34 protein-coding genes are annotated in these 20,384 nt (G+C 62.3%); 28 read left to right on the top strand and 6 right to left on the bottom strand.

Features of this window, described 5'->3' with window-relative positions:
• The first annotated feature begins 2 nt into the window (after positions 1-2).
• The 24 genes from HV701_RS17920 (at position 3) to HV701_RS17800 (ending at position 15,716) form a co-directional block, all read left to right on the top strand.
• The gene (locus HV701_RS17920; RefSeq protein ID WP_175134373.1) at positions 3-1,022 is read left to right on the top strand and encodes a DUF2184 domain-containing protein; all 1,020 of its coding nucleotides are present in this window, start codon (positions 3-5) and stop codon (positions 1,020-1,022) included.
• A 67-nt stretch (positions 1,023-1,089) separates the two neighbouring features.
• The gene (locus HV701_RS17915) at positions 1,090-1,428 is read left to right on the top strand and encodes a hypothetical protein (protein ID WP_175134372.1); all 339 of its coding nucleotides are present in this window, start codon (positions 1,090-1,092) and stop codon (positions 1,426-1,428) included.
• 9 nt (positions 1,429-1,437) lie between these two features.
• Positions 1,438-1,869 carry a DUF4054 domain-containing protein gene (locus HV701_RS17910; protein ID WP_175134371.1) on the top strand — a complete coding sequence of 144 codons (432 nt, stop codon included), beginning with the start codon at positions 1,438-1,440 and terminating at the stop codon, positions 1,867-1,869.
• Between the two features lie 41 nt (positions 1,870-1,910).
• The gene (locus HV701_RS17905; RefSeq protein WP_217467975.1) at positions 1,911-2,309 is read left to right on the top strand and encodes a hypothetical protein; all 399 of its coding nucleotides are present in this window, start codon (positions 1,911-1,913) and stop codon (positions 2,307-2,309) included.
• Positions 2,306-2,683 carry a hypothetical protein gene (locus HV701_RS17900; RefSeq protein ID WP_175134369.1) on the top strand — a complete coding sequence of 126 codons (378 nt, stop codon included), beginning with the start codon at positions 2,306-2,308 and terminating at the stop codon, positions 2,681-2,683. Before HV701_RS17905 ends, HV701_RS17900 begins: the two co-directional genes overlap by 4 nt.
• Positions 2,680-3,213: a phage neck terminator protein gene (locus HV701_RS17895; protein ID WP_054435360.1), complete on the top strand. Its 534-nt coding sequence runs from the start codon at positions 2,680-2,682 to the stop codon at positions 3,211-3,213. The genes HV701_RS17900 and HV701_RS17895 overlap by 4 nt, the downstream gene beginning before the upstream one ends.
• A gap of 4 nt (positions 3,214-3,217) precedes the next feature.
• A complete protein-coding gene (locus HV701_RS17890; protein ID WP_175134368.1) occupies positions 3,218-4,696 on the top strand; it encodes a DUF3383 domain-containing protein in 1,479 nt (492 codons plus the stop codon).
• A gap of 12 nt (positions 4,697-4,708) precedes the next feature.
• Positions 4,709-5,140 (top strand): phage tail fiber protein, encoded by a 432-nt coding sequence (locus HV701_RS17885; protein WP_175134367.1) that lies wholly within the window; start codon positions 4,709-4,711, stop codon positions 5,138-5,140.
• Between the two features lies 1 nt (position 5,141).
• Complete coding sequence (locus HV701_RS17880) at positions 5,142-5,579, top strand: hypothetical protein (RefSeq protein WP_175134366.1); 438 nt, start codon at positions 5,142-5,144, stop codon at positions 5,577-5,579.
• A gap of 169 nt (positions 5,580-5,748) precedes the next feature.
• Positions 5,749-7,569, top strand: a complete 1,821-nt coding sequence (locus HV701_RS17870; protein ID WP_175134365.1) for a phage tail tip lysozyme — start codon at positions 5,749-5,751, stop codon at positions 7,567-7,569.
• Positions 7,569-8,204 (top strand): hypothetical protein, encoded by a 636-nt coding sequence (locus HV701_RS17865; RefSeq protein WP_175134364.1) that lies wholly within the window; start codon positions 7,569-7,571, stop codon positions 8,202-8,204. The genes HV701_RS17870 and HV701_RS17865 overlap by 1 nt, the downstream gene beginning before the upstream one ends.
• Positions 8,201-8,500, top strand: a complete 300-nt coding sequence (locus tag HV701_RS17860) for a phage baseplate plug family protein (RefSeq protein WP_175134363.1) — start codon at positions 8,201-8,203, stop codon at positions 8,498-8,500. The genes HV701_RS17865 and HV701_RS17860 overlap by 4 nt, the downstream gene beginning before the upstream one ends.
• Positions 8,497-9,360, top strand: coding sequence for a baseplate hub protein (locus HV701_RS17855; RefSeq protein ID WP_175134362.1), 864 nt, complete (start codon positions 8,497-8,499; stop codon positions 9,358-9,360). Before HV701_RS17860 ends, HV701_RS17855 begins: the two co-directional genes overlap by 4 nt.
• On the top strand, positions 9,353-10,132 hold the full coding sequence (locus HV701_RS17850; RefSeq protein ID WP_175134361.1) for an oxidoreductase: 780 nt from the start codon (positions 9,353-9,355) through the stop codon (positions 10,130-10,132). The genes HV701_RS17855 and HV701_RS17850 overlap by 8 nt, the downstream gene beginning before the upstream one ends.
• Complete coding sequence (locus HV701_RS17845; protein WP_175134360.1) at positions 10,129-10,479, top strand: contractile injection system sheath initiator; 351 nt, start codon at positions 10,129-10,131, stop codon at positions 10,477-10,479. The genes HV701_RS17850 and HV701_RS17845 overlap by 4 nt, the downstream gene beginning before the upstream one ends.
• Before the next feature lie 7 nt (positions 10,480-10,486).
• Positions 10,487-11,695, top strand: coding sequence for a baseplate J/gp47 family protein (locus HV701_RS17840; protein ID WP_175134359.1), 1,209 nt, complete (start codon positions 10,487-10,489; stop codon positions 11,693-11,695).
• Positions 11,692-12,366, top strand: coding sequence for a DUF2612 domain-containing protein (locus tag HV701_RS17835; protein ID WP_175134358.1), 675 nt, complete (start codon positions 11,692-11,694; stop codon positions 12,364-12,366). Before HV701_RS17840 ends, HV701_RS17835 begins: the two co-directional genes overlap by 4 nt.
• Positions 12,356-13,156, top strand: a complete 801-nt coding sequence (locus HV701_RS26645; protein WP_217467974.1) for a gp53-like domain-containing protein — start codon at positions 12,356-12,358, stop codon at positions 13,154-13,156. The genes HV701_RS17835 and HV701_RS26645 overlap by 11 nt, the downstream gene beginning before the upstream one ends.
• A gap of 17 nt (positions 13,157-13,173) precedes the next feature.
• Complete coding sequence (locus HV701_RS27045) at positions 13,174-13,554, top strand: phage tail assembly chaperone (RefSeq protein WP_420867822.1); 381 nt, start codon at positions 13,174-13,176, stop codon at positions 13,552-13,554.
• A gap of 20 nt (positions 13,555-13,574) precedes the next feature.
• On the top strand, positions 13,575-14,084 hold the full coding sequence (locus HV701_RS17820; protein ID WP_175134356.1) for a hypothetical protein: 510 nt from the start codon (positions 13,575-13,577) through the stop codon (positions 14,082-14,084).
• Positions 14,085-14,220: 136 nt separating this feature from the next.
• Entirely contained in the window at positions 14,221-14,553 is a 333-nt protein-coding gene (locus tag HV701_RS17815) for a hypothetical protein (protein WP_175134355.1), read from the top strand.
• On the top strand, positions 14,550-14,768 hold the full coding sequence (locus tag HV701_RS17810) for a DUF7940 domain-containing protein (RefSeq protein ID WP_175134354.1): 219 nt from the start codon (positions 14,550-14,552) through the stop codon (positions 14,766-14,768). Before HV701_RS17815 ends, HV701_RS17810 begins: the two co-directional genes overlap by 4 nt.
• On the top strand, positions 14,752-15,255 hold the full coding sequence (locus tag HV701_RS17805; RefSeq protein WP_175134353.1) for a lysozyme: 504 nt from the start codon (positions 14,752-14,754) through the stop codon (positions 15,253-15,255). Before HV701_RS17810 ends, HV701_RS17805 begins: the two co-directional genes overlap by 17 nt.
• Entirely contained in the window at positions 15,252-15,716 is a 465-nt protein-coding gene (locus HV701_RS17800) for a hypothetical protein (protein WP_175134352.1), read from the top strand. Before HV701_RS17805 ends, HV701_RS17800 begins: the two co-directional genes overlap by 4 nt.
• Here the strand turns inward: HV701_RS17800 and HV701_RS17795 are convergent.
• From HV701_RS17795 to HV701_RS26990, 3 genes are all read right to left on the bottom strand, one after another.
• Entirely contained in the window at positions 15,713-15,931 is a 219-nt protein-coding gene (locus tag HV701_RS17795) for a hypothetical protein (RefSeq protein WP_175134351.1), read from the bottom strand. The two genes, HV701_RS17800 and HV701_RS17795, sit on opposite strands and share 4 nt — an antisense overlap.
• A 290-nt stretch (positions 15,932-16,221) precedes the next feature.
• On the bottom strand, positions 16,222-16,725 hold the full coding sequence (locus HV701_RS26830) for a site-specific integrase (RefSeq protein WP_254595199.1): 504 nt from the start codon (positions 16,723-16,725) through the stop codon (positions 16,222-16,224).
• Positions 16,722-17,072, bottom strand: coding sequence for a DUF1173 family protein (locus HV701_RS26990; RefSeq protein WP_338077771.1), 351 nt, complete (start codon positions 17,070-17,072; stop codon positions 16,722-16,724). The genes HV701_RS26830 and HV701_RS26990 overlap by 4 nt, the downstream gene beginning before the upstream one ends.
• Between HV701_RS26990 and HV701_RS17780 the strand changes: the two genes are divergently transcribed.
• The 4 genes from HV701_RS17780 to HV701_RS17770 all read left to right on the top strand — a co-directional run bounded on the left by HV701_RS17780 (position 17,071) and on the right by HV701_RS17770 (position 18,381).
• The gene (locus tag HV701_RS17780; protein WP_175134327.1) at positions 17,071-17,220 is read left to right on the top strand and encodes a hypothetical protein; all 150 of its coding nucleotides are present in this window, start codon (positions 17,071-17,073) and stop codon (positions 17,218-17,220) included. The genes HV701_RS26990 and HV701_RS17780 overlap by 2 nt on opposite strands.
• Before the next feature lie 58 nt (positions 17,221-17,278).
• A complete protein-coding gene (locus HV701_RS17775) occupies positions 17,279-17,497 on the top strand; it encodes a hypothetical protein (protein ID WP_175134349.1) in 219 nt (72 codons plus the stop codon).
• Positions 17,498-17,755: 258 nt separating this feature from the next.
• A complete protein-coding gene (locus HV701_RS26985; RefSeq protein WP_338077770.1) occupies positions 17,756-18,001 on the top strand; it encodes a toxin-antitoxin system TumE family protein in 246 nt (81 codons plus the stop codon).
• 2 nt (positions 18,002-18,003) lie between these two features.
• The gene (locus tag HV701_RS17770; protein WP_175134348.1) at positions 18,004-18,381 is read left to right on the top strand and encodes an HVO_A0114 family putative DNA-binding protein; all 378 of its coding nucleotides are present in this window, start codon (positions 18,004-18,006) and stop codon (positions 18,379-18,381) included.
• A 328-nt stretch (positions 18,382-18,709) separates the two neighbouring features.
• On the opposite strand, the gene HV701_RS17765 is transcribed toward HV701_RS17770, so the two are convergent.
• The 3 genes from HV701_RS17765 to HV701_RS17755 are packed head-to-tail and all read right to left on the bottom strand — an operon-like array spanning position 18,710 to position 20,375.
• Complete coding sequence (locus tag HV701_RS17765; RefSeq protein WP_175134347.1) at positions 18,710-19,231, bottom strand: 4'-phosphopantetheinyl transferase family protein; 522 nt, start codon at positions 19,229-19,231, stop codon at positions 18,710-18,712.
• Entirely contained in the window at positions 19,206-19,589 is a 384-nt protein-coding gene (locus HV701_RS17760) for a thioesterase family protein (protein WP_175134346.1), read from the bottom strand. Before HV701_RS17760 ends, HV701_RS17765 begins: the two co-directional genes overlap by 26 nt.
• The gene (locus HV701_RS17755; protein WP_175134345.1) at positions 19,590-20,375 is read right to left on the bottom strand and encodes a class-II aminoacyl-tRNA synthetase family protein; all 786 of its coding nucleotides are present in this window, start codon (positions 20,373-20,375) and stop codon (positions 19,590-19,592) included.
• Between the last annotated feature and the right edge of the window lie 9 nt (positions 20,376-20,384).

The following is a 20,384-nucleotide window of genomic DNA, read 5'->3' as shown; positions in this document are numbered from 1 at the left end:
ACATGAAACGACATCAAGACCTCGCGATGCTGGAGAAGCGCTTCGGCATCGTGTTCCCGGGCGCTCAGGACTACCTGCCCGACGGCTTCCGCAGCGACTATGGCTTCGCCATGGACGCGGCCGGCCCGCTGGTGACGGTCAGCAACTCGGGCATCCCGGGCTACCTGCTGAACTACATCGACCCCGAGCTGACCCGCGTGCTCACGACGCCGATGCAGGGCGCGGTGATCCTGGGCGAGTCGAAGAAGGGCGACTGGACCACCCTGACCACCACCTTCCCGGTGGTTGAATCCACGGGTGAAGTGTCGTCCTACGGCGACTACAACAACAACGGCCGCGCCAACGCCAACGCCAACTTCCCGCAGCGCCAGTCGTACCACTACCAGACCATGACGGAATGGGGTGAGCGCGAGCTGGACATGGCCGGTCAGGCGAAGATCAACTGGGCGTCCGAGCTGAACATCGCGTCGGCCCTGGTGCTGAACAAGTTCCAGGACAACAGCTACTTTTTCGGCATTGCCGGCCTGCAAAACTACGGTCTGTTGAACGATCCGAACCTGCCGGCCTCTATCGCTCCGAGCGGCGGCGCTGCCTGGTCGACCAAGGACGGCCAAGGCGTCTATGACGACATCAAGAGCCTGTTCGCACAGCTCGTGCGTCAGACGCGCGGCTTGGTCACGCGAAAGGACAAGATGACGCTCTGCCTGTCGCCGGAGATCGACGCTGACAACCTGACCAAGACGAACCAGTACAACGTCAACGTCATGGACCTGCTGGCGAAGAACTTCCCCAACATGACCGTCGAGACCGCCGTCCAGTACGACACGTCCTCGGGCCAGTTGGTGCAGCTCATCGCCGACTCGGTCCAGGGCCAGCGCGTAGCCACGGCGGCCTTCACCGAGAAGATGCGCGCCCACGCGATTGTCCGCGAGACCTCCAGCTTCAAGCAGAAGAAGTCTCAGGGCACCTGGGGTACGGTCATCCGGGTGCCTGCGGGCATCGCCAGCATGATCGGCGTGTAACGTCTATCACCAACCGAAATGAGGGGCGCCCAGGTGGCGCCCTTCTTCTTTTTCTGAGGGAAGAAAAATGCCGAAAGTTACAGTCGCGTGCAAGTTGCCCAACGGGGTGATCATGGACATCCCGGGTGCCAAGGAGCCGGTAGTGCTGAACGGCGCCAATCACCCGGATGCCGTCGCAGGCCATGGCCTCACCGAAGTGGACGCCGACTTCTGGGAAGCCTGGAAAAAGCTGTATGCGGATTTCCAGCCGCTCAAGAAGGAAATGATCTTCGCCCAGGGCAGCGAGCGAAGCGCCACCGCCAAGGCCAAGGAGCGCAAGGACGAAAAGAGCGGCTTGGAAGGCCTGGACCCCGACAAGCCCGCGCCCGGCGTCGAGCCGGAGAACTACGAAGGCAAGAAGAAATAGGAGCGGCCCATGGCTGTCGTCGTCTTTGACCCCGCCGAGTTCCGGCTGATCTACCCGTCCTTCGCCACGCTCTCGGACGCGCAGTTGAATCATGCCTTCAGCATGGCCACGCTGTACCTGAGCAACAAGGACACCAGCGCGGTCTGTGACGTCGATGAGCGCAAGGTTCTCCTGTATCTGCTGACGGCCCACGTGGCGGCGCTGACCTATGGCGAGAACGGCCAGGGTCCGCGCCCGCTGGTGGGGCGCATCAGCAGCGCGACCGAGGGTTCCGTGTCCGTGTCGGCCGAGTACAACGTGGCGCCAGGATCGGCGCAGTGGTACGCGCAGACCGGCTACGGCGCCCAGTATTGGGAGGCCACCGCCAAGTACCGGGTGGGGCGCTATCGGCCCGCTCCGACGGGCTACGCGGCCCCCGTGGGGGGCCCATGGCGTCCGTAGGCCTGAAGGGTGGCCAGGCCCTGGTGCGGCGGCTGGAGGAAATGGCCAAGAAGCTGGGCGACGGAGGATCCCTGCGTGTGGGGTTCCTGGAAGGCGCCACCTATCCGGACGGCACTCCGGTCGCGCTGGTGGCCGCCGTCAATGAGTTTGGCCGGCCGGAACGCAACCAGCCGCCGCGGCCGTTTTTCCGATCGATGATCGCCGAAAAGCAAAAGGACTGGCCGCGCGCGCTGGGCGCTGTGGCCAAGAACAACGACTACGACATCGACAAGACGCTGGGCCAGATGGGCGAAGGCATCAAGGGGCAGCTGCAGGAATCTATCCGGAGCCTGGATAGCCCGCCGCTTGCTCCGGTGACGGTGGCGCGGAAAGGTTTCGCCAAGCCGTTGGTGGACACCGGCCACATGATGAACAGTGTGGATTACGAGGTCGACACATGAACCTGCACGGAATCGCCGGCCCGATCATCGCCGCGGTGAACCCGATGATCGACGGCACGCTGCGCGCCAGCGACGGCTATGAGATCGGCGCCGGCCGCAAGCAGGTGCCGAAGTACAAGCCGGATGCCGCCGCGCGGCTCCAGGTGCAGCCGCTGAGTGGCAAGGACGTGGCTCACCTGGAGGCGCAGAACATCCAGGGCGTGCAGCGCAGCGTGTATATGTACGGCGACACCCAGGGTGTCGTCCGTCCACTGGCCAAGGGTGGCGATCTGCTGGTTTTCGGCGGCCAGGTGTGGCTCGTGGAGGTGGTCTTCGAGACCTGGCCCGACTGGTGCAAGGTCGGTGTGACCCTTCAGATGGACGCGTCGCCATGAGCATTCCTGTTTCCCTCACCGAGGACGCGCTGGTCGATGCGCTGGGTGCGTTCGTCCAGGTAATCGTCGGCGACCAGGTCACGGTGGTGCGCGGGCAGCAGAACCGCGTGCCGCCGCCCGCCGGCCGCTACGTGTACATCACGCCTATTCTGGCGCCCGCGCTTTCGCTGCCGCACACAACCTACGCCGACGTGACGAACGCCGGCACCATGACCCTGACGCGGCCGACCCAGTGGACTGCGCAGGTCGACTGCTACGGCGACAGTGCGCAAGACATGGCCCTGGCCATCTGCATCGCGCTGCGCAGCTCCTACGGCTGCGATGCATTGAAGTCGAGCGGCGCCCAGCCGCTCTATACCGGTGATCCGCGGCAACTGCCGTTCATCACCGGCGAGGATCAATACCTGGAACGCTGGTCAGTCGACGCGGTCCTGCAGTTCAACCCATCCATCACCGTGCCGCAGCAGTTTGCGGACCAACTCCACGTAGACCTCACCGAGGTCGACACTACCTACCCTCCGGGAGCTTAAAGCTATGTCCATTCCCGCCAGTGAAATCGTCCAGGTGGTCCCTGGCGTGATCGGCGCCGGCGGATCGGCGCTCGACCTGAACGGCCTGATCCTGACCTCCGATACTGCCGTGCCGGTCGGCACCGTCCAAAGCTTCGCCACCGCGCGCGACGTGCAGCGCTTTTTCGGCCCCACGTCCACTGAAGCGACGTTGGCCGGCATCTACTTCAACGGCTTCGACAACTCGACGCGCAAGCCCGGGAATCTGCTGTTCTCGCAATACCCCACCGCTGCGGTGGCGGCGTACGTGCGCGGCGGCTCGATGGCTTCGATGACGCTGGAGCAGCTGCAAGCGCTGAGCGGCGTATTGACCGTCTCCGTCGATGGCACGCCGAAGACTTCCAGCGCCATCGACCTGTCTGGCGCCACCAGCTTCTCGAATGCCGCGTCGATCATCCAGGCCGCCTTCACGACCTTCGGTGCCTCGTGCACCTATGACGCCCAGCGCGCGGCTTTCATGATCACCTCGGGCACCGACGGCGCCGCCAGCACCATCACCTACGGCAGCGGCACGATTGCCGCGGGCCTGAAGCTGACGCAGGCCACGGGCGCGGTGTTGTCTCAGGGCGCGGTCGCCGGCGTGCCGGCCACGAACATGAGCGCTATCACCGACATCACCCAGAACTGGGCGTCGTTCATGACCACGTTCGAACCCGACACGGACGGCAAGGTGGCGTTTTCGGACTGGACGAACAGCCAGGGCAACCGCTACGTCTACGTCGGCTGGGACACCGATGTGCAGGCCACCACGCAGGGCAGCACCACGAGCTGGGCTGCTCGCATCGCGGCGAACGAATATTCGGGGTCGGTGCCCATCTACCAGGACATCCAGCATGCGGCCTTTGTGCTTGGCACGGTGGCGTCGATCGACTTCGCGCGCACGAACGGCCGGATCACACTGGCGTTCAAGGGCCAGTCCGGGCTGACGTTCTCGGTGACGGACGCCACGACCGCGCAGACGCTGATCGACAACGGCTACAACTTCTACGGCGACTACGCCACCAGCAACGACCAATTCCGCTTCTTCTACCCCGGGCAGATCAGCGGCAACTGGAAGTGGATCGACACCTATGTGAACCAGATCTGGCTCAACGCTGCCTTCCAGCAAGCGCTGATGACGCTGCTCACGCAGGTGAACTCCATCCCCTACAACCTGGACGGCTACACGCTGATCGATGCTGCCTGCCTGGACCCGATCAACAATGCGGACAACTTTGGCGCCATCCGCGCCGGCGTGACGCTGTCCGCGCAGCAGAAGGCCCAGGTGAACAACCAGGCCGGCGTTGACATCTCCGATACGCTCCAGACCCGCGGCTGGTACTTGCAGATCAAGGACGCCACGCCGCAGGTTCGCGAGGCGCGCGAGACGCCGCCCATGACGTTCTGGTACATGGATGGCGGTTCCGTCCAGCAGATCACCCTGGCCTCGTTGGCCGTCCTGTAAGGGCTACACATCATGACGACTTTGACCAGTGCCAATTCCTCCTTGATGCTGGGCATCGGGCTTGTATTCCCGATTCCGCAGAAGATCGAGGGCTATGCCACGGATGACGCTTTCGCGTTCGATGCGGTGCAGACTGCGCAGGCGGTGATGGGGGTCGACGGTTATATGTCCGCCGGCTTCACGCCGCAGCCCGTTGTCCAGAACATCACCATCATGGCAGACTCGCCTTCGAAGTTCCTCTTCGAGGCATGGCTCGCCGCGATGAAAACGGCGCGGGAAGTGTTCTATGCCAATGGCTCCTTGGCTATCCCGTCCATCGAACGCAAGTACACGCTGCAGCGAGGCGTTCTGACGCAGGCACCACCCGTTCCCACGGCCCGCGCCCTCCTGCAGCCCATGACGTTCCAGATCACCTGGCAAAACGTCTCTCCGTCCCTGGTGTGATATGGCTCGAAAACAAAAGACCATCACCATCAGCGCGCCGGGACGCGACAAGGGCAAGGCGTTCTTGATCACCGAGCTGCCAGCGGCCGACGCCGAGGAGTGGGCCGGTCGGGCCATGTTCGCGCTGATGAATGCGGGGGTCGAGATCCCCGATAACATCGCGCAGGCCGGTCTGGCCGGGCTGGCCTCGATCGGTCTGAAGGCGCTCCAAACTCTGAAGTTCGAACAGGCGAAGCCGCTTTTCGACAAGATGATGGAGTGCGTCCAGATGGATATGGGCCGTGCTGGCACACGGCGGCTGACCGACGACGACATCGAGGAAGTGGCCACGCGGCTGCTGTTGCGGCGCGAGATCGTGGCGCTGCACCTGGATTTTTCGCAAGCCGCCGGCCAATCGACTTCGGCGTCCAGCCATGGCACGGCGGCAACCACAGGCTGATCAGCTACGCCAATGTGCCCCCCAACATCGCCGCGGTCATCTCTCGGCACCCGCACATGCTGCACGACTTGCAGACGGTGTACGGCGCCGAGGATCTCTACAACCTGCTTGAGGTGATCGCGGTGGACGCGCACAACAGGCGTGTTCTGTCCGAAGTGAGAAAGTAGATATGGCCACCATTCTGGATGCCCTGTTCGTCGAGCTGAAGCTGAACGCCAAGGGGTTCAAGCAAGGCGTTGCGGAGGTCGACCGTTCGCTGAAGCACACGACGGAGGAATCCGGCCGCGCCGCGCGGACAATGGAAGCCAATGGTAAGCAGGCGGCCATGTTCTTCAGCCGCATGCGCAACGAGGCGCTGGCGCTGCTGGCGGTGTTCACGGCCGGGATGGGCCTGAAGAATTTCACCGCGAACACCATCAGCGGGGCGGCCGGCCTGGGGCAGATGTCCAAGAACTTGGACATGAGCACGGAGCGCCTGCAGGCCTGGCAGCGAGCCGCAGAGCGTGCCGGCGGGTCGGCTGACGGCATCACGGCTCAACTGCGCCAATCGACCAGCGAGGTGGCGAAGTTCCGACGCGGCATGTCCGCTGAGACGCTACCGGCGTTCTTCCAGTTCGGCGGCAAGGTCGAGGATCTGAAGGACGGTAACAGCTACCTGCTGGCGCGCTCGCGCATCGTTTCGGAGATCTACAAGACTGATCGGGCCCGCGCCGCTCTGGCTGCCCAGATGATGGGCATCTCGGACGACCAGTTCGACCTCATCAAGCAGGGACCAGCTGCCATTCAGCAATTGGTGCTGGCCCAGGAGAAGCGCTCGGCCATCTCGGAAAAGGATTCTCAGGATGCCAAGCGGCTGCGCAACATCTACCTGGATCTTCGGGACACATTCGAGTCGGTGGGCACGAAAGTTCTGATCGCGCTGATTCCAACTTTCGAAAAGCTGTTGAAAATCGCGCAGAAGGTCGGCGATTACTTTCTGGAGAACCGCGACCAGATCGTGAAGTGGATTGACGGCGCCGTGGATGGTCTGGGTAACTTGCTGAAGAAGGCGGATGAGGCTGCCCAGTCCGTTGGCGGCTGGAAGAACGTCCTGATTGGCCTAGCCGCGCTGAAAATCCTGTCGATCGTCGCGCCCATGGCATCGCTGGCTACTGCCCTGGCGTCCATCGGCGCTTCGCTAGGCTTGATCGGTGGCGCCTCGGGCGCGGCTGGTGTCGCCGCCCTAGGTACCATTGCGACGGTCGCGGGTGGCGTGGCCTTGGCCACCTACAGCAAATCGCTCAACCAAGGCGAGGGCACGCAACAGGATGCACTGAACAACCCGGCGTACCAGAGCGGCAACAAGGCCGCGATGGACGCCATCAAGTTCTTCGAGGGGAAGGGTTACTCGCGCGAGCAGGCGGCCGGCATCGTGGCAAACCTGATGGCCGAAAGTAACCTGAACCCGAAGGCCATTGGCGACAACGGGCAGGCGGTTGGTATCGGGCAGTGGCATCCGGTGCGCCAGGCTGACTTCAAGAAAGCGTTCGGCATTGACCTGAAGGATGCGACGTTGGCGCAGCAGTTGGCATTCGTGGATTGGGAGTTGCGCAACACCGAGCGCACGGCCATGGAGAAGCTGCAGGCGGCCAAGACACCGCAGCAGGCCGGCGATGCAGTGTCGCGCTATTACGAGCGCCCGAAGGACAAGGACGGCGAGGCTGAGAAGCGGGCGGCTGCGGCCGGTGCGTTGTATGGCGCCGCGCACATCTCCAGCATGGAAGCCTCTGCTGGTGCTTCGACCGCTGCGGCGGCCCAGGCTGCTCCGGTACTTGCACAGGCCGGCGCGAAGCCGTTGCCGCTGAACACCGAGAACAATCACGAGGTCAACATCAACGGGCCGGTGACGATTCACACGCAGGCGACCGACGGTCAGGGCATTGCCCGCGACCTGGGCGCGCTGGGTGGTAGCCAGAGCTTGGTCAATCAGGCGAATACAGGGACTTTCTGATGCCGCTGATCGAATTTCCGAACGTGCCGCAGGTGCCGGGGGTGCCGGCGGTGCTGCGCGGGCTGACGATTCCGTCGCTGGATGAGCTGGCCAACCTTGGCCTGGGCGCCATCGCTGCGCTGATCTTCGGCATTCCGCGCTGGGGGCTTTATGACCAGAATGGCCAGCAGGTTCTTCTGTTCGATACCTTCCTAGGCATCCGCTTTCGCAACGGATCGCGGATATCGAGTTTCCCTGTGGAGCAGGGCACATTCTCGTCGTTCAACAAGGTGGACACACCGTTCGACGCCATGCTGAGGTTTGCCCTCAGCGGCGATATGGCATCGCGCGGCGCGCTGCTGAACACCCTGGAAGCCCTGAAGGGGAGCGTCGACCTGTTCTCGGTGGTGACGCCGGAAATCGTCTACCCGTCGGCCAACGTGGTGGCGTATTCCTACGAGCGAAATACGCGCTCCGGGCCCAGCCAGTTGATCGTGGACCTGTATGTCGAAGAAGTGCGGCAGACCGCACAGGCGGAATTTGAAAACACAGCCGAGCCAGACGGCGCCGGCGAGCAGAACAACGGGCAAGTGCAGAGCTTTCCGCTTGGCACTGAGCCCGGCGAGCCGTTGATACTGACGACGGAGTTTCAATGAGGAAGATCCCACTGCGCGCCGTGGCGGCGCAGGCCTGCAGCGTCGTACTGGGTGGCCAGAACTGCCAGGTCAGCGTCTATCAAAAGTCCACGGGGGTATATCTCGACCTGCAGGTGAACCATGAGCCGGTTGCCATGGCGGTGCTTTGCCATGACCGCGTCTGGCTGATCCGCGAGACCTACAGCGGCTTTGCGGGAGACCTGAGCTTCGTCGACACCCAAGGTCGCGATGACCCCGTCTATACCGGCTTCGGTGGCCGCTTCCAGTTGATGTACCGAGAAAGCACAGACCTATGAGTTTCATCAAACGCCGGATAGACGTGACTATCAGCCTTGGAGAGGGGCAGTTCGGTGATCAGAAGGGCCCCGACGTCACTCTCACTGGCCACCGTGTGCAGGTAGTGGTGGTTTCCTACAACGGGGACGCCCAGGCGCAGATGCAGATGCGCATCTATGGGCTTCCTCAGGACGTCATCAACAAGCTGACGACCGTGGGGCCAGTCCTGACCCAGCGCCGCGGTCAGAATCGGATTCTGGTCGAGGCCGGAGATGCGGGGCAGGCCCTGTCCGTTCTCTACGAGGGAAAGATTGACCAGGCCTGGGCAGATTACAACCAGGCTCCGGAGGTGGTTTTCTACGTGACGGCGCTGGCAGAGGCCAGCGCAGCGCTAAAACCTGTGCCTGCAAGAAGCTACAGGACGGCAGTGAGCGTTGTCGATGTGGCTCGCGACATTGCTACCAGTCTGGGCCTCGCTTTCGAATCAAACCAAGTCGAGGGGCGGCTGGTCAACCCTTACTTCCCTGGAACCGCCATAGACCAGTTGCGCGCGCTGGCCAAGGCGGCGCGATTCAACTACACGATCGAGGGCGGAATTCTCGCAATCTGGCCTTGGGATGGCGGCCGCCAGAATGACGCCATTGCTATTGACTCCGCAACCAACATGATCGGGTACCCGACGTTCACCGGTGGTGGGATCGTGGTGCGAGTCCTGTATGAGCCTCGCCTGGGCGTGGGGAAAAAGGTGCAGGTCGTGAGCGTGAACGAAGGTGCTCACGGCGAATGGATTGTGGTGAGTCTGGTCCACAGTCTAGAAGCAGAAAGTCCGGGCGGGGCCTGGGTGTCCGAAATAATGTGCGTGAGGTCTTTCAATGGCTAACCCGGAATTCGGCTACCAAGGCTTGGCAAGGGCGTCCGACGGGAGTGGCGAGTATGGCGCCTTTTCCTTCCTGGTGGCGCAGATGCTGAACCGGCTGAACACCTGCACGCTGGTGCGCGTGGTCGCGGTGACGAACAACGGTGGCGTGTCACCGGTCGGCTTTGTCGACGTGCAGCCGCTGGTGAATCAGCTGGATGGAAACGGGAATGCTGTGCCGCATGGCCAGTTGTTCCAGCTGCCGTATTTCCGGCTGCAGGGCGGCACGGACGCCGTGATTCTGGACCCCAAGGTCGGAGACATCGGCATGGCGGCATTCGCGAGCCGGGACCTGTCGGCCGTCAAGGCGAGCAAGCAGCAAGCGAACCCTGGGTCCTGGCGGACGTACGACATGGCCGACGGCCTCTACTTTGGCGGCTTTCTCAACGGCGCGCCGGTGCAGTATGTGCAGTTCACGGAAGGCGGCATCAACGTGGTGTCGCCGACCAAGGTAGAAGTCATTGCGCCGACGGTGGCAGTGACGGCATCTGGCGCAGCGACTGTTGACTGTGCCACTTCTACCGTAACAGCGAGCGGCAGCGCCAGCGTGACGGCGCCGTCCATATTGCTCGGTGCCGCTGGCCAGAGCTTGAAGGCGTTCGTCACTTCCGCCTTTCAGGCTCTTTTCAACAGTCATACCCACCATGAGAACGGGGTGGGGTCTGAAACGAATACGCCGACGCAGCAGATGAACTCATCACATCTGACCTCTACGGTGGAAGGGGGGCTGACGTGAACACCCTATTGCTGGATCGCACGGTGTGGGATGTTTGTCTCGATGCTGCTGGCAACATCGCGATGGCGTCGAATCCGTACGCAGTGGCGCAGGACGTGGCCAGCGCCATCAAGCTGTTCCGCGGCGAGCTGTTCTATGACACCGCCAAGGGCATACCGTACTGGACCGAGGTGCTGGGCCAACTGCCGCCTCTGGCGCTGGTTCGCGAACGGCTGCGCACTGCGGCCTTGACCGTGCCTGACGTGGCCGATGCCATACCGACCATCACCGCATTCGAGAATCGCCGCCTGAGCGGCTATGTCGAAGTCACGCTGACCAACGGCACGACATCGACCATTACTTTCTAGGGACCCCATGGCTACCTCCCAAGTACCGCGCGTGAAATTCACGCCGGAAGGCCTCGTATTGCCTCAAGAATCCGAGATCTTGACCGGTGTGCTGGCGGACATGGACAGCGCGTTCGGCGGCGGCCTGAACAAGAACCTGGACACGCCCCAGGGCCAACTGGCCAGTACCACCACTGCGATCATCGGCGACAAGAACAGCGAGTTCGCCAAGTACGTGAACCAGGTGGACCCTGCCTTCGCCGCGGGCCGGATGCAGGATGCCATCGGCCGCATCTACTTCCTGGACCGCAAGCCTGGAACGGCCACCACTGTGATCGCGACGTGCATGGGATTGACGGGCGTTACGATACCGGTGGGCGCTCGCGCGCAGGCGGTCGATGGCAATATCTACCTCTGCACGCAGGCCGGCACTATTCCGCCCTCGGGCAGCATCGACTTGCCTTTCTCCTGCTCGGTCAACGGTCCGATCAGCTGCGCGGCTGGCACGCTGAGCCAGATCTATCAGGCTATCCCGGGCTGGGATTCAGTCCTGAATGCGGATGCCGGCACGGTCGGCAGCAATGTCGAATCGCGCGCCGAGTTTGAAGAGCGGCGCCGCCAGTCGGTGGCGATCAACGCCCGAAGCTCGCTGCAGTCCATCTACGCCGCGGTAGCAAACCTGGACGGCGTCATCGACGTCTATGTGACTGAGAACAACCTGTCCGTCGACCAGACAATCGGCGGGGTGTCGCTCGTGCCGCATTCCATCTGGGTGGCGGTGGTGGGCGGCGAGGCGGCTGATATCGCCACGGCCATCTGGCGCAAGAAGAGCAACGGCGCGGACTATAACGGGAATACGTCTTACACGGTCGAAGATCTGGATGGCTATGCCTACCCGTACCCGTCCTATGTTGTGAAGTGGGAAACCCCGGCGGCGCTGCCGGTGAAGTTCGCGGTGCAGCTGGCCGACAACCCGTCGCTTCCTTCGAACATCGTGGACCTGACCAAGCAGGCCATCATCGACGCGTTCAACGGCACCGACGGCGGCCAGCGCGCGAGGATCGGCTCCACCATCTACGCGAGCCGCTTTTACGCGCCCGTGTCGCTGCTGGGTGCGTCGGTGTCGATCCTTTCATTGCTGCTGGGCGACGTGACTCCGACGGCGGCAAGCCTGACCGTGCCCATCAACCGGCGCCCGACAGTGTCGGCTGCCGATATCTCGGTGACCTTGGTATGAGCGTGCAACCAAAACCCGGCTTGGTGGCGAGGACCATCATCAGCCAGTACGCGAACAGCCCGACGCTCGTCCAGTTGGCCAACAACATGGACGAATACATCAACCCTGACGTGGATTTCGACGCCTTCTACAACTTCGTGTGGAACGTGGAGACAGCGCAGGGGTTCGGGCTGGACATCTGGGGAAGGATCGTAGATATCGGGCGGCTGCTGACGGTGCCTGGAGATGTGACCTACCTGGGCTACGACGAGGCAGCGAGCTGGCAGCCATTCAATCAGGCACCGATGTATGTAGGCGAACAAGAGACGCAAACCTACCGCTTGGCTGACGATGCATACCGTAGGCTGATATTGGTTAAGGCGCTTGCGAACATCACGGATTGCACGTCGCCAAGCCTGAACCGGCTGCTTTCGAACTTATTCGAAGGCCGTGGGCGATGCTACGTCTCCGACACGGGCAATATGGAATTTCGTTATGTGTTCGAGTTTTTGCTGGAGCCGTATGAAATCGCGATCCTGACTCAGTCGGGCGCTATTCCCAAGCCGGCCGCAGTCTTGGCCAACGTTTTGCAGGTCGACCTGCCTACCACCTTCGGATTCAGTGAGGGGCTTATGCAGCCCTTCGGTTCTGGGGTGTTTTTCACTTCTTCGGGGCTCATAAATGCAGGCTAGCAACGCACCCTCCAAATCGCCGGTACCTTTTGCGGAAAGCGGCTCCAAGAACACCATCCCCGTAGATTCTCAGATCGGTATCACTCCGGGGCTTGCATCGTTCACGGATGGATTCCCTCCGCTGACCATGACGCCGCTGTCTGCTGGTGGCATTCCGCCCCGAGGACAGGACTTTAACGGCATCCTATATTTTCTGAGCGCGGCCATGCGCTGGCAGCAAGCGGGAGGCTCGTATAACTACGATTCCACGTTTGCCACGGCAATCGGAGGATATCCGAAGGGTGCAATTCTGTTGAATTCCGCCGGCACCGGCTTCTGGCTCAATGGCGCCGACAACAACACGACGGACCCCGATAGCGGCGGCACCAATTGGACGGCCGTGATCAGCAATGCTGCGAGCACCACCGCGGCGGGGATCATCGCCATTGCGACGACGGCGCAGGCGCAGGCTATGACGAGCGACGTCGTCGCCCTCACGCCCAAGAAGCTCGCGGACGCTTTCGCCGGCAGCCGACAGAGTCTCACGGCCAATGGGTTTCAAGTGCTCCCCGGGGGCCTCATCATTCAATGGGGAAAATCGAACTTCAGCGCCGGGGTAACCAGCGGAACCATCACGCTTCCCATCGCCTTTCCCAACGCGCTGTTGTCCGTATCTGGCATGGACCAGGCGACTTCCACGGCCGTGGATCCGATCGGGCTTGATCCTGGGGCATCGAATACCACGCAGATCAAGTTCTGGGGAACCGATACGAACTTCGGCGACGTTCGGTGGATCGCTTTGGGGTACTGAGGAGAAAAAAATTGGATATGCTCTATTCTCGAAGCACGCGTGGTTTTTATTCCCCTGATATACACGGGAGTGAAATACCTACCGATGCCATTTCGATCACGCCCGAGCAGCACGCTGCGTTGTTGGCGGAACAATCTGACGGTAAGGAAATCATTCCTGGCGAGGATGGCGCGCCCGTAGCAGTTGAATGTCTCCCATCGCCGCATGACCTAGCTTGTGTCGCGCGGGCGTGGCGAGACCTCGAGCTGGTTCGTTCGGACAACGAAATCCGAAAACATGGAGATCAGGACCCGGCAGCCGTGGCAACAGAACAAGAATGGCGGGCGTATCGTGTGCGCCTTCGCAACTGGCCCCAGACAGCCGAGTTCCCGCAGACCAAACCGATTAGCCCGACTTAGCGTCAAGGAGGGCTTTGCTTATGGGCAATTATGAATGGGTTGAAGGGAGCATTGTTGCAGTGCCGATAGGTGGCCCGGCCAGCCATATGATTTCGCCGGTCTTCATCAATACAGCGACGGGCGCCGGCGTGGCACAGCTCCCGGATTCAGGCGCGCCAGGCAGCAACGGGCCGTGGAGAAAAGTGGACTTGAGCGACATTGTCCCGGAGGGAACCAAGGCTGTTTTCTTGTCGGGTCTGCTCATCATCACGCATGGATCTGAAGCTGGAATAGCAGACCTGGCGATAGGGTTCAGAAAGCCTGGATATGCCCTGAACCCTACGCCGGCCTGGGACCCGAATGACCACTCCTTTGTGATGCAGTGCTGCGAAGTGGACGTTACCGGTGGTCAGCGCAGCACGGCTGCCACTTGGGTGCCGTTGGACGATGACCGGTGCTTTGAAATTCGCTGGCAGAGGTCAATGGCTGGCTCATTCCCGGTGAAACCATCTTACGGCATCAACCTGCGCATCACTGCATATCTGCGATGACTGCGTGTAGCACTTGATAAAGCAGACGCCCGCCTCGACGGGTTTTTTTTCGTCTATAGGGGACGCGATTGAACATCCAAGACTTCGACGCCCTTGGGGCTCCCTATGGCTGCGCGGCATTGATGGAGGCTGCGGCATGATCGCCGATCCCCCGACCCTGGGCGAAGACGCCAAGGTGATTCTGACGGCGTTGCGCGACATGCAGGCCGAGGCCCAGCGCGACAGCGATGCCAAGCATGAGGCCAATCGCAAGGAAATGCTGGCGCTGTCCGCCGCGGTGAAGACCGCATTCCCGGACGGTGACTTCGACGGCCATCGCCGGTATCACGAATTGCTCATCGCGCGCGAAGAGCAGCGCCAGCAGATCCGCCGCGAAGTGCTGACCCATCTGCTCAAGGGCAGCACCTGGGCGATGCTGGTAGGGCTGTTGTGGATGTTGCTGCGCAGCGCAAAGGACTATCTCAAATGAACCTGATCGACGACTGGCGCCGCAAGTTTCATCGATTGTGGAGTGTGCGCCTGGCCCTGATCGCGGCCGTGCTTTCGGCGATCGAGGTGGCCATCAATTGGTGGCTGAGTGGCAAGCCCCCGCTGATCGTGATTGGCGCGGGGCTTTTCTCTTTGTGCGCGGCTGTCGCGCGCGTGATTTCCCAGCCGAGGCTGAACGATGAAGACAGGAACTAAGCGGACCCTGCAGGGGACCGTGGGCGCGGGCGCCGCGGCGATGCTGCTGAACTTCGTGCCCCAGGTGGAAGGCACGATCCTGCGGGGCTACAAGGACCCCATCGGCATCGTCACAGCCTGCTCGGGCCACACGAAGACGGCGGTACTGGGGCGCCCATACAGCCCAGAGGAATGCCGCCGGCTGCTGGAGAGCGACCTGGTCGACCACGCCGAGGGCGTTCTGGCCTGCACGCCGGCGCTGGCCGGCCACCAGTACCAACTGGCGGCGGCCACCTCGTTTGCCTTCAACGTGGGAGTCGGCGCCTACTGCAGGTCGGTGACGGCGCGCCGGTTCAACGCCGGAGACTGGACCGGAGCCTGCCGGGCGATGAACCAGGCCGACAACGGCAAGCCGCAATGGGTTTGGGCCGGCGGCCAGATGCTGCCCGGCCTGGTTAAGCGGCGCGCTATCGAGCGGGAGATGTGCGAGACGGAGCTGCCGAAATGAACCCGTTCCTGCGCATGGCGCTGCCCTGGATCGGCGGCGCGGCGGTGGTGATGGTGCTTGGCGCCGGCGTGGTGCTGTACGGCGCGCACCGGGAGGCCGCCGGCGTTGCCAAGGAGCGCGCCCGCACCGAAGCCGCGCAGCGCGCCATCACCGAAGCCTACCAAGTGGAGAAAGATCTTGCTGATGCCCAATACCGTGGTGCCGTCCTGGCGCGCGAGGCTGCGAAAGCTGGCCTGGCTGCTGCCCGTGCTGACCTTGACCGCCTGCTCCGCGCCGCCGGCCGTGATCCCGCGAATCCCCGAGCCGGCCGCCGACCTGATGAAGCCGGCCCCGACTGGATCGGAGGTTTTGCAGCGTGCTACGCGGAATATGGAGACTTGGCTGCCGACGCCGCAGGATGGGCCGACCAAGTGAACGGCCTGCAGGGCTACATTCGCGGGCTACGCGGCGCCAGGCCCTAGACCGCGTCCGCACGCTGCGCCAGCCAGAACCAATGCATATGCTTGGCGCGCCGGGCCTTCTGGCGCCGGAAGGTGATGCGCACCAGGCCGGCGTGGCCGGCGTCGATCTCGACCGTGTAGTCGCGGTCCTCGGCCGTGGCCGCAGGCGGCAGGGTGAGGGCGGCCTGGGCCACATATTGGCCGGGGACCTGTTCCAGGATTCCATTGTCGTCCATGGTCGTCTGGCTCCTTGATCGAAGCCAGTATAAGGCGGCAAAATGGTGGTGGCGGCGCCCCGGAGAACCGCATGAAACCGTGAGCATTTTGTGTCCCCATGCCACCAGTTTCCAGCGGAGACCCGCATAAATCCTAGGAATTACGCCGGATTGTGATTCCGGTTGTCGTGGGTTCGAGTCCCATCAGCCACCCCAAAGAATTCATGTGAAATCAGGCACTTACGCGCAAGCGGGGTGCCTTTTTTCATTGCGCGATGTGAAAATTTAAATAAAAAGCCGAATGTTTAAATTCACTCGGTCGCATCGGCAGTCCTGACCCGGCGTCGGTCATAGTGCTTGTGGGTCGTGGATGGGCTCGCATGGCCGGCAAAATCGTAGGCATCCTTGGCCTGTTTCTCCAGCTTCATGCTCACCGCGGTCGGCCGGATGTCCTGAAGCGCGAAGTACATCGGATGGTGCGTGACGAGGTCGGCCGCCCGAACCGAGGGATCCAAGGTTCGGATCCAGGCGTTCATGGCGTCCTGCCATGAGGCGCCCCAGCCCGATCTGGAATAGCAGCTTCCACGGCGCGTCGAGGCGAACAGATAGTCGCTGCGTGCGCCGTCCGGGCGCAGAAGCGCTCTTTGCACCACACAGAACAGCCGTTCAGGCCTGCCTGTGTCCAGAGGAAATGCAGAAGGCCCAGCAACGTCATGCTCGCCCGGCTGGATCGCGGGCGAGCTGGGGCTTTGGCTTTGCGGGGGGGGCGCTTCATCAGGGGCGACTGCTGGACGTTGCTGCAGGCCGACCTTCAACTTGATCTTGACGGCGCCGTCGTCGAGTTCTGAACCACCCCGCGACGGTAAGAACCGAGCCCGGACAGGCTGGGGTCAACGCCGTAGTACGTGCAGTCCTCGCTGTGCTCTGGGCCGGTTTCGGGAAAGCGTGCCAGGTGGAAGCGATCGGAGTGGGATCGGCTATGGATCGATAGTCGCCGATCGCCGGTGCCAGGGCAGCCACAGCGAACGTGAGCCTTGTTATGCGCCATAAGCAGAACCCGCTTCCATCCAGCACTATGCTCTTCTGCTGTCTGGAATTCCGGAGAATAGGTGCGGGTTTGGCCGCCCAGGAGAATTTCTACTGGGTAGAGCTTTTTGTCCATGAGCGTGGGTGAGGATACCAGCGCCAAGCTGACGAAATTGCACGCCAACATCAAGAACTGGCGTGGTCAGGTTGGGGCGATTCGCCAGTCGCTATACGGCTATCCCGCCGATCTCAAGCCCTTGGCGGGCGTGGGTGGTGCACGTTGACGGCTACGGCGACCTGTGCGCGAGCCGTGGCCTGATTCGACAGGAGGATCGCGAGGCTGTGACCAAGTTGATCCGCGCCCAGTCAGAGAGTGGCGGCGCAGCCGCCGTGGATCTTCCGCCGGTCAGAACGCGGCCCGTGCACTCGGAGGCGCAGACCAACCGGTTGCCGGCCCAGCGCGTGATTGCCATCCAGGCCGAGATTATGCTGCGCCCGAACCTCGCGCTTTGCTTGCTCGTTGAGCAACTGCTTTCGAAGGTATCGGACTACCCGGGCTGATACGAACCCGGCCGACGGTCAGCGATTCAAAGATAGGTGGAGAAGGATAAAAGCCTCTGGAGGTCGGGGAGCCCAGACCTCCAGAGGCGTGAATGCATCCGCTTTTGCGCATTTTGTGCTGACACGGTTGCTGGGATCCCCCATTGTCGCAACGCCCGCCAATTCTTGCGGGCCGGGGCTTAGCTCGGGACTTCATCTGGAGTGTTGTCAAAATTGACAACATGAGCGCTACTCTGATCATCAACGAGAAAAGCGTCGATGCCGAAGGCGGCATTATGCAAATTGTTATCTGGAAGGTGCCACAGCCTGTTCCGCCGACTTCGCACGGGTTCAAGTACCGGTTGGTATATGCCCGTGGGGGGGCAACGGATCGTTGGTTTCGATAACGAGCGCGGCAAGGGCGACCACAGGCACCAGGGAGACGAAGAGTTTCCCTACAAATTTCGCGGTGTGGCGCAATTGCTAGAGGACTTCGTCGCTGAGGTCACGAAATGGAGGGCCTGAACATGAAGCGGACTCTGACTATCACTATCAATCAGGATTGGCGTGCCTTTCTGACCAGCGCCAGCAAGCGCGCTGTCGCCGGGGCGCAGTCCGGCGAGTATCAGGGGGAGAGGCTGAACTTCGAATCCGCAGCTGCATTCTTTGGGCAGTTGACGGAGCTGCGATGGAACATGGTGCGGGAGATGTTAGGCGCAGGTCGAGTCGGCGTGCGCGAACTGGCCCGCCGCCTGGGCCGGGACGTGAAGCGCGTTCACCAGGATGCGCACGCTCTCGTGGATCTTGGGCTTCTGGAGCAAGATGAGGATGGCGGATTGATATGCCCATTCGCCGATATCCACATCGATATGCATCTCACCGAGGACATGCGCAAAGCTGCGTAGCAGGTTGACGAACCTCGCCAAAGAATAGCCGCCCCGCAACGGGCGGCTTTTCTTTGGTCGTGGCGGTATCCCATGCGGAGCGGCTATACCCACTGGCTGCGCCGGCGGCGCCGTCCTCTGGCCGCGGCGCCGTGGCCGGACTGTCGGAAGCATCGCGGCCGTGCGTAAATCTGCAACCACCTATTCGTTTTGATGAAGAGGTCCTGGCCGCTTTCAAGGTGACTGGACAGGAGGCTGGCAGGGTACCAACCTGTACGCCGACGTGATCGACCCGGCGATGCTGGGCTGACCTGCTCGGATTTTTCACACCACCGAGGTTCCGTCCTGGTCAAGGCCGCAGCAAGGCGATGCGGGGCTTGCCATATTCGGCCCGATAGCACACGCAGAGCAGCACCCGGCCGACCCGTTCGCACCGGGCCACGAATCGCCAGCGACTGAAGGTCAGGCCAATTTCTTCCTGCCCGGGCTGCTCAAGCGGCCGCTTCCAGGTGATGGACAAACGCGGCAGCGCATGCAGCAGCCCTAGTCCCACGCTTTTCGCACAAGCCTCGCGCGCGACCCAGCCGGCCAGGAAATCCACTGTGACGCGGTCCCGCCGCGCCAGCCACGCCGACAGGCGCTGTTGGCGGACCGCCAGGTCAGGGCGGTCCAGATGCTCGATATCGATGCCCACATACTTGCGGTTGGCGTACAGCCGCGCCTGTATGCCGCAACTGTCGCTCACACCGAAGCCGGCATGACCGGATTGGTAGGGCTTGCCCAACTTGGTGCGCGCGGCCTGCCCGTCACGCGCGCAGCGCTGGGCACCCAGCACTACCGTGACGTCAAAGTTCGACGAGGGTTCGGTCATGCGTGCCGGTCGCGATCAGGGTGCCCCCCTCGCCAGTCACGGCGCGAGCGCTGAACCGCAAGGAATTGCCGAACAAGGTCTCGACCGTAATCGTCAGATGCACCGCGCTGCCCCGCAGCGCCGGCGCCACGTGCCGCACGCTGACCGCATGTCCCACCGACCCGCAGCGCCCGCCGCCTGCCAACCGGATGCATTCCGTGGCGTACGACTCGATCCAATAGACAATGACGGGGGTGGCCAGCACGTCCAGATCCCCGCCGTAGTTCAGCGAGCTCGCGGCGGCATCCACCACGCAGGTTTTCTCGAACTGCTGGCCTGTCTGGAACAACGCCCGCGCCTCTAGCATCGGACGCTCCATCTAGGCGCCTTCCAGCGCGGCAAGCGCATCGGCCGCATTGCCGAAACGATCCTTGAACATGGAGATCCAACGCTCCAATCCAAACGCAACACAACTGGTATGGACGAAATTGTCTTCCAGGCGGATATCGAATTTCTCACCGAAGTAGTTGCGGTGATAGTTCAGCGAAGACACCGCATGGCCGTCGAACACCAGTTCACGCTTGGTGGGCGTCAATGCCGACAGCCGCGCCACGCCGCTGCCTGAATCAAAGAAGGGATCGTTGGCTTCTTCGCAACCCGCGTTGATTCCCAACTGCGCGAAGAAGGAGAACAGGCGATCGTAACCTGCTTCCAGATGCGCCTGCGCGCCCTCCGCAGTGCCCAGGTACACGTACTCCTTCATGGTGAAATTGAAGGCACGGTAACGGTCCAGCGCCTTGTCCTCGTGCCGGAAGCAGCGCGCAATGCAGGACTCCACCCGCGCGCCGCCCAGGCGCTGCCCCTGCAGCCCCAGGTAGACCTTGTAGCAAGTCGCCGGCAACAGGGCGACGTCGGCTGTGAGCGCTTTGAAATCTCGGTCCAGCTTGCGCTGGCCGCGCGCGAATCCCAGCAACTCTCCCTCTTCAATCGAGCACATGACGCAGGTCAGATGCGGAAAATTGCGCACATACCCCAGCGCGTTGATCTCTTCATGGGCTAGCAAACTGTCGAACTCCGCGGTGGCGTCTGGCGCGATCGAAAATATTTCATCCAGTTTTCCCTGCAGCACGTTCTTTACCTGATGCCATTGCTTTTCGATTATCACGATGCAATC

The organism is Achromobacter pulmonis (assembly GCF_902859765.1).
Lineage (GTDB): Bacteria > Pseudomonadota > Gammaproteobacteria > Burkholderiales > Burkholderiaceae_B > Achromobacter > Achromobacter pulmonis.
This window is presented reverse-complemented; position numbering and strand designations above follow the sequence as displayed.

Bases quoted from the DNA above. Each gene is read 5' to 3' on its own strand.
- HV701_RS17810 (WP_175134354.1), top strand. From the start codon at position 14,550: ATGAACCTGATCGACGACTGGCGCCGCAAGTTTCATCGATTGTGGAGT.
- HV701_RS17890 (WP_175134368.1), top strand. From the start codon at position 3,218: ATGTCCATTCCCGCCAGTGAAATCGTCCAGGTGGTCCCTGGCGTGATC.
- HV701_RS17795 (WP_175134351.1), bottom strand. From the start codon at position 15,931: ATGGACGACAATGGAATCCTGGAACAGGTCCCCGGCCAATATGTGGCC.
- HV701_RS17865 (WP_175134364.1), top strand. From the start codon at position 7,569: ATGCCGCTGATCGAATTTCCGAACGTGCCGCAGGTGCCGGGGGTGCCG.
- HV701_RS17780 (WP_175134327.1), top strand. From the start codon at position 17,071: ATGAGCGTGGGTGAGGATACCAGCGCCAAGCTGACGAAATTGCACGCC.
- HV701_RS26645 (WP_217467974.1), top strand. From the start codon at position 12,356: ATGCAGGCTAGCAACGCACCCTCCAAATCGCCGGTACCTTTTGCGGAA.
- HV701_RS17840 (WP_175134359.1), top strand. From the start codon at position 10,487: ATGGCTACCTCCCAAGTACCGCGCGTGAAATTCACGCCGGAAGGCCTC.
- HV701_RS17800 (WP_175134352.1), top strand. From the start codon at position 15,252: ATGAACCCGTTCCTGCGCATGGCGCTGCCCTGGATCGGCGGCGCGGCG.
- HV701_RS26985 (WP_338077770.1), top strand. From the start codon at position 17,756: ATGCCGAAGGCGGCATTATGCAAATTGTTATCTGGAAGGTGCCACAGC.
- HV701_RS17860 (WP_175134363.1), top strand. From the start codon at position 8,201: ATGAGGAAGATCCCACTGCGCGCCGTGGCGGCGCAGGCCTGCAGCGTC.
- HV701_RS17905 (WP_217467975.1), top strand. From the start codon at position 1,911: ATGGCCAAGAAGCTGGGCGACGGAGGATCCCTGCGTGTGGGGTTCCTG.
- HV701_RS17915 (WP_175134372.1), top strand. From the start codon at position 1,090: ATGCCGAAAGTTACAGTCGCGTGCAAGTTGCCCAACGGGGTGATCATG.
- HV701_RS17885 (WP_175134367.1), top strand. From the start codon at position 4,709: ATGACGACTTTGACCAGTGCCAATTCCTCCTTGATGCTGGGCATCGGG.
- HV701_RS26990 (WP_338077771.1), bottom strand. From the start codon at position 17,072: ATGGACAAAAAGCTCTACCCAGTAGAAATTCTCCTGGGCGGCCAAACC.
- HV701_RS17820 (WP_175134356.1), top strand. From the start codon at position 13,575: ATGGGCAATTATGAATGGGTTGAAGGGAGCATTGTTGCAGTGCCGATA.
- HV701_RS17920 (WP_175134373.1), top strand. From the start codon at position 3: ATGAAACGACATCAAGACCTCGCGATGCTGGAGAAGCGCTTCGGCATC.
- HV701_RS17805 (WP_175134353.1), top strand. From the start codon at position 14,752: ATGAAGACAGGAACTAAGCGGACCCTGCAGGGGACCGTGGGCGCGGGC.
- HV701_RS17855 (WP_175134362.1), top strand. From the start codon at position 8,497: ATGAGTTTCATCAAACGCCGGATAGACGTGACTATCAGCCTTGGAGAG.
- HV701_RS17870 (WP_175134365.1), top strand. From the start codon at position 5,749: ATGGCCACCATTCTGGATGCCCTGTTCGTCGAGCTGAAGCTGAACGCC.
- HV701_RS17880 (WP_175134366.1), top strand. From the start codon at position 5,142: ATGGCTCGAAAACAAAAGACCATCACCATCAGCGCGCCGGGACGCGAC.
- HV701_RS17910 (WP_175134371.1), top strand. From the start codon at position 1,438: ATGGCTGTCGTCGTCTTTGACCCCGCCGAGTTCCGGCTGATCTACCCG.
- HV701_RS17765 (WP_175134347.1), bottom strand. From the start codon at position 19,231: ATGACCGAACCCTCGTCGAACTTTGACGTCACGGTAGTGCTGGGTGCC.
- HV701_RS17900 (WP_175134369.1), top strand. From the start codon at position 2,306: ATGAACCTGCACGGAATCGCCGGCCCGATCATCGCCGCGGTGAACCCG.
- HV701_RS17760 (WP_175134346.1), bottom strand. From the start codon at position 19,589: ATGGAGCGTCCGATGCTAGAGGCGCGGGCGTTGTTCCAGACAGGCCAG.
- HV701_RS27045 (WP_420867822.1), top strand. From the start codon at position 13,174: ATGCTCTATTCTCGAAGCACGCGTGGTTTTTATTCCCCTGATATACAC.
- HV701_RS17835 (WP_175134358.1), top strand. From the start codon at position 11,692: ATGAGCGTGCAACCAAAACCCGGCTTGGTGGCGAGGACCATCATCAGC.
- HV701_RS17895 (WP_054435360.1), top strand. From the start codon at position 2,680: ATGAGCATTCCTGTTTCCCTCACCGAGGACGCGCTGGTCGATGCGCTG.
- HV701_RS17770 (WP_175134348.1), top strand. From the start codon at position 18,004: ATGAAGCGGACTCTGACTATCACTATCAATCAGGATTGGCGTGCCTTT.
- HV701_RS17850 (WP_175134361.1), top strand. From the start codon at position 9,353: ATGGCTAACCCGGAATTCGGCTACCAAGGCTTGGCAAGGGCGTCCGAC.
- HV701_RS17815 (WP_175134355.1), top strand. From the start codon at position 14,221: ATGATCGCCGATCCCCCGACCCTGGGCGAAGACGCCAAGGTGATTCTG.